The sequence below is a fragment of the Streptomyces graminilatus genome (assembly GCF_001418565.1).
Lineage (GTDB): Bacteria > Actinomycetota > Actinomycetes > Streptomycetales > Streptomycetaceae > Streptomyces > Streptomyces graminilatus.
The window spans coordinates 1-3788 of record NZ_LIQQ01000485.1; the positions used below are offsets into that span (position 1 = coordinate 1).

At 72.3% G+C, this 3788-nt stretch carries 3 protein-coding genes; 1 reads left to right on the forward strand and 2 read right to left on the reverse strand.

The genetic code is table 11. The annotated features are described in order from the left end of the window. Positions 1 to 1558, reverse strand: a 1558-nt coding sequence (locus AOK08_RS33550) for a hypothetical protein (RefSeq protein WP_157876902.1), incomplete at its 3' end; no start/stop codon positions are given. 242 nt (positions 1559 to 1800) lie between these two features. Between AOK08_RS33550 and AOK08_RS33555 the strand changes: the two genes are divergently transcribed. Further along, positions 1801 to 3231, forward strand: coding sequence for a hypothetical protein (locus tag AOK08_RS33555; RefSeq protein ID WP_157876903.1), 1431 nt, complete (start codon positions 1801 to 1803; stop codon positions 3229 to 3231). On the opposite strand, the gene AOK08_RS33560 is transcribed toward AOK08_RS33555, so the two are convergent. Next, a partial coding sequence (locus AOK08_RS33560) for a sigma-70 family RNA polymerase sigma factor (RefSeq protein WP_422125792.1) occupies positions 3215 to 3788 on the reverse strand: 574 nt, incomplete at its 5' end. The genes AOK08_RS33555 and AOK08_RS33560 overlap by 17 nt on opposite strands.

The following is a 3788-nucleotide window of genomic DNA, read 5'->3' on the forward strand; positions in this document are numbered from 1 at the left end:
ACGAGGCGGTGGCGGGCGAAGCGGCCAACCTCGTTCCGAAGGCACCCGGGCCGGTGGCACACAGGGGTCTGGAGTCGAGGGCGGACGGGTTCCTCGGCCAGAGGACTCCGGCCGAGTCCAGTCCGTCCGCCCTCGACTCCAGACCCCTGTGTGCCACCGGCCCGGGTGCCTTCGGAACGAGGTTGGCCGCTTCGCCCGCCACCGCCTCGTTCAACGGTGTCCCCTCGCCGACCGCCACGCCCACCTTGGCACCCGACTCCGCGGCGGCCGGGGCGAGGAACTCGGCCTGTTGCTTGAGCCCGGCCTTGAAGCGCTCACCGAGCGAGAGCGCGGGTGTGGGTGCGGGTGGTGTGGCGGGCGCGTCGACCACGGGACGGGGAGCCGTTCTCGGAGTTGAGGGCGGGACGGCCAGCGGGGGACCGTCCGGCGAGGGCGTGCGGGTGGACGCCCCCGCACCCCTGTCGCGTAGCGCGCCGCCCGCGCGGATGAGGCCGCCGGCCCCCGCACCCGCCGCCGCACCGGCCAGAATGTTGCCCGCGGTGATCTTGTCGTGGTTGGCACCCTTGACCGCGAGCTCGGTGAGTGCCCCCACCGCGAACTTCCCGACGACGTCCCCGCCGATCCGTGCCGTGGTGCTGCCCAGCAGAGCCCCGCCGACGCGGGTCGCGGCGAAGGCGTCCTTGAATCCCGTGAGGGTGCCACGGCCCTTGGATATGAAGCCGTTGACGAGCTTGCCCAGCGGCGCGACCCTGGCCAGTGCCGCACCACCCACCTTGAGCACGGCGGCGCCCGGAATCAGGGCGACGATCCCGATGAGGAGGTCGCCGAGTTTCAGAGCGCCGTTTCTTCCCGCGACGATCTGATTGAAGACGAACGTGCCGAGTCCCAGAAGGAATCCGACCACGGGGAAGAAGATCGACGTCACCGCGATGACGATGGACAGCAGGATCTGCACGAACGGGAAGTCCTGGAAGAAGTCGGCGACCTTCCTGAAGAAGTCCCGTTCGGGTATGGCCCGGCTCGCGGCGTCGTCGAGGGTGTCCTGCGCACTGCGCGCGGCCCTTTCCCGCAGACCACGGGCATCCTCGGCGAGCCGCCTCGCCGCGCTGAGCCCACCCTGGGCGGCGGACACCTGCTCCCGCTGCCGTGCCGCGACCGTCCGCTGCTCCTGGGTGGACTCCGGTGGCAGCTCCGGCAGCACGCGGGCGGCGGTGCTCGCGAACTCCTGTGCGTCACGCATCGCCCGATCGACCATCGCCTGACTCTCCGTCAGCGCGATCGCGTACGTCTTGTACGCCTCGGCCGCGGCGAAGAAGGACTCCTTGGTCATGCGCATCTTGTCGGGCAGATCCCTGAGCTTGGCCCGCAGGGCATCCATGGCGAGACCGGTGCCCTTCTCGACCGCGCCGTCCTTGCCCAGATGCCTGGCGACCGTCTCGGCGCTCTCGCCGATGGCGCGATAGCGAGCCACCAGACGGCCGATCTCCGTGGGATCGCCGGGCGTCGGGTCCTCGGACATACCGAGGACCTCGAAGCCGGAGTCGTGCTGTCGTGCCACGGCATCTCCCGGGGGCTCGTCCGCTGGTCGGCAGGTACACGAGGCAGCCGCCCGAGAGGTTCACCCGGGTACCGGCCTTCCGCGACCGGGGAGAAACGCGAACCTTTCTCGTGGCGGCCCCGTGTACCCCCTGACATGTGCCGGTGCGCGGCCACCGGTCACCGGCTGAAGGCAGTCGGCGTTCGGCGCGCCGGCCGCGCACAGCGCCGACACGTACACCGGGAGACACGGATGGACCGATCATGACGGGCGCGGCGGACAGGAACGGATCACGCCGGCCGCGAGGGGTGCGGCGGACACCGGCCGCCCCGCGCGTGACGGCACTGCTGATCGCCCTCGTCGTCGCCCTCACCACGGCGGGCACGACGGGCCCGGTGGCAGCCGTGGAGGGCGATCCCGTCAAGGTGTTCGTCGTGCGGGCTCCCGGTGGTGACACCCTGGCGTCGGTCGCCGCCCGCACCCTGGGCGACGCCTCGCGGGCCGCCGAGATCCTCACCCTCAACCGCGGCCTGGCCCAGCCCGACGGAGGAGCGCTCACCGCCCCGGGCGAGCCACTCCACGCCGGCTGGATCCTGCGGCTTCCCGAGGACGCCGCAGGACCGGACGTGCGGCTGGCACGGGAGACCGGGGCCGGTCAGGAGAGCGCGTCACCCGGCGCCCCGCCACCGGACGCGGCTCCCGGCGACACGGCGGGACGGACCGGGTCCGCCGCCGTGGTCGTGCCGCTGCCTGCTCTCCTGGCGGTCGCCGGAGCGGTGCTGCTCGCGCTGGTCACCGCGGCCATCCTGGCCAGAAGGCGGGTGCGGAGCACCTGGCGGGCGTTTCTCCGCCAGGCGCGCAGACTGGGCGAGCCCGGCCGGCGCCGCCGACGCCTGCGTCGACGTGTGGCGCTCTCCGCCGAGTTCTCCGCCGACGCCGGTCCCGTACGGCGTGCCTACGGAGTGCTGCGGGAGTTCGCCGGTGAGGGCGGCCGTCCGGGCACAACGGTGCACGCGGTACGGGTGGACGCCGACGGGACGACGGTGTGGCTCGAAGCCTCGGCGGAGGCTCCGGCGCCCTGGCAGCGGATCGACTCGACCCGCTGGCGCCGCCGGGCGGGTGACTGGCTCGGGCGAGGCGCCGGGGCGACGACCGAGGCTCGTACGGGTTCTCCCGATGATTCGGCGGCCTGCCCGGTACGGGTCGGCGTCGATGAGAACGGGGTTCCCGTGCTGGTGGATCTCAGTCGGCTGGACGGAGTGCTGAGTGTCACCGGGGATGCCGGGGTCGCCCGTGCCGTCGTGACCGGTCTGCTGGCGGAACTCGCCCGCAGCCGTCCGGAGATCCCGGTGACTCTGAGGCAAGGAGCCGGGGGAGGCCCGGGACTCACCCTGCCTGCCGCGCTGCGCGAGCCCACCGGGACGGACAGACACCCCACTTCCCGCGACGTGCGTGGTACGGGCACCGTCCGCGCGGGTGCGGTGCGGCGCCCGGTGCGTGGGGTCGTGGTGGTCGCCGGTACCCCTACCCGGCAGGAGACCGCGGAACTCCTCGAACTGTGCGGCCCGGGAGGCGCCGGCTGGACGGGCCTGGTGTGCGGGGAAGCCCCTGACGCCCGTTGGCGCTGGCACGCCGAGGCCGGGGGAACGGTCGAACTCCCGCTCCTCGGGCTGAGGATCACCGCCCCCGCGTGACCCCTCGGGCGAGGCTGTCGACGTGGAAGCGCCGTCTGAGCCTGCTGATGGCGTAGTGCTGGCGGGACTTCACGGTACCCGCCGGAACCCCCATCAGCCGGGCGGTCTCCTGGACGGTACGACCGCAGAGATAGGTGTGGAACAGCACCTCCCGGTGTTCCAGGGGCAGTTGCCGCATCAGAGCGGCGGTCTCGATCGAGGCGACCACGGCGTCGGCGTGATCGCGCTGGGCGACATCGGTGTCCTGAGCGCCGATCAGTTCGTGGCGCGAGGCCGCACTGCGCAGACGGTCGATGACGAGGTTCCGGGTCACGGTGATGAGCCAGCCACGTACGGACCCGGACCGGCACATGAGCCGGTCCATGTGATGCCAGGCCCTGATGAGGACTTCCTGGACCACGTCCTCGGCGGTGTGCCGGTCGCCGAGGAGCTTCTCCGCGTACGCGACCAACGCCGGCCGGTGTTCGGCCAACAGGGCCTGCGTGGTGTGTTGTTGACCCGTTTTGAGGCGAGGTGGGGTCGAGGCAGAGGGTGTCATGGGACGCATCCTGAGGGGG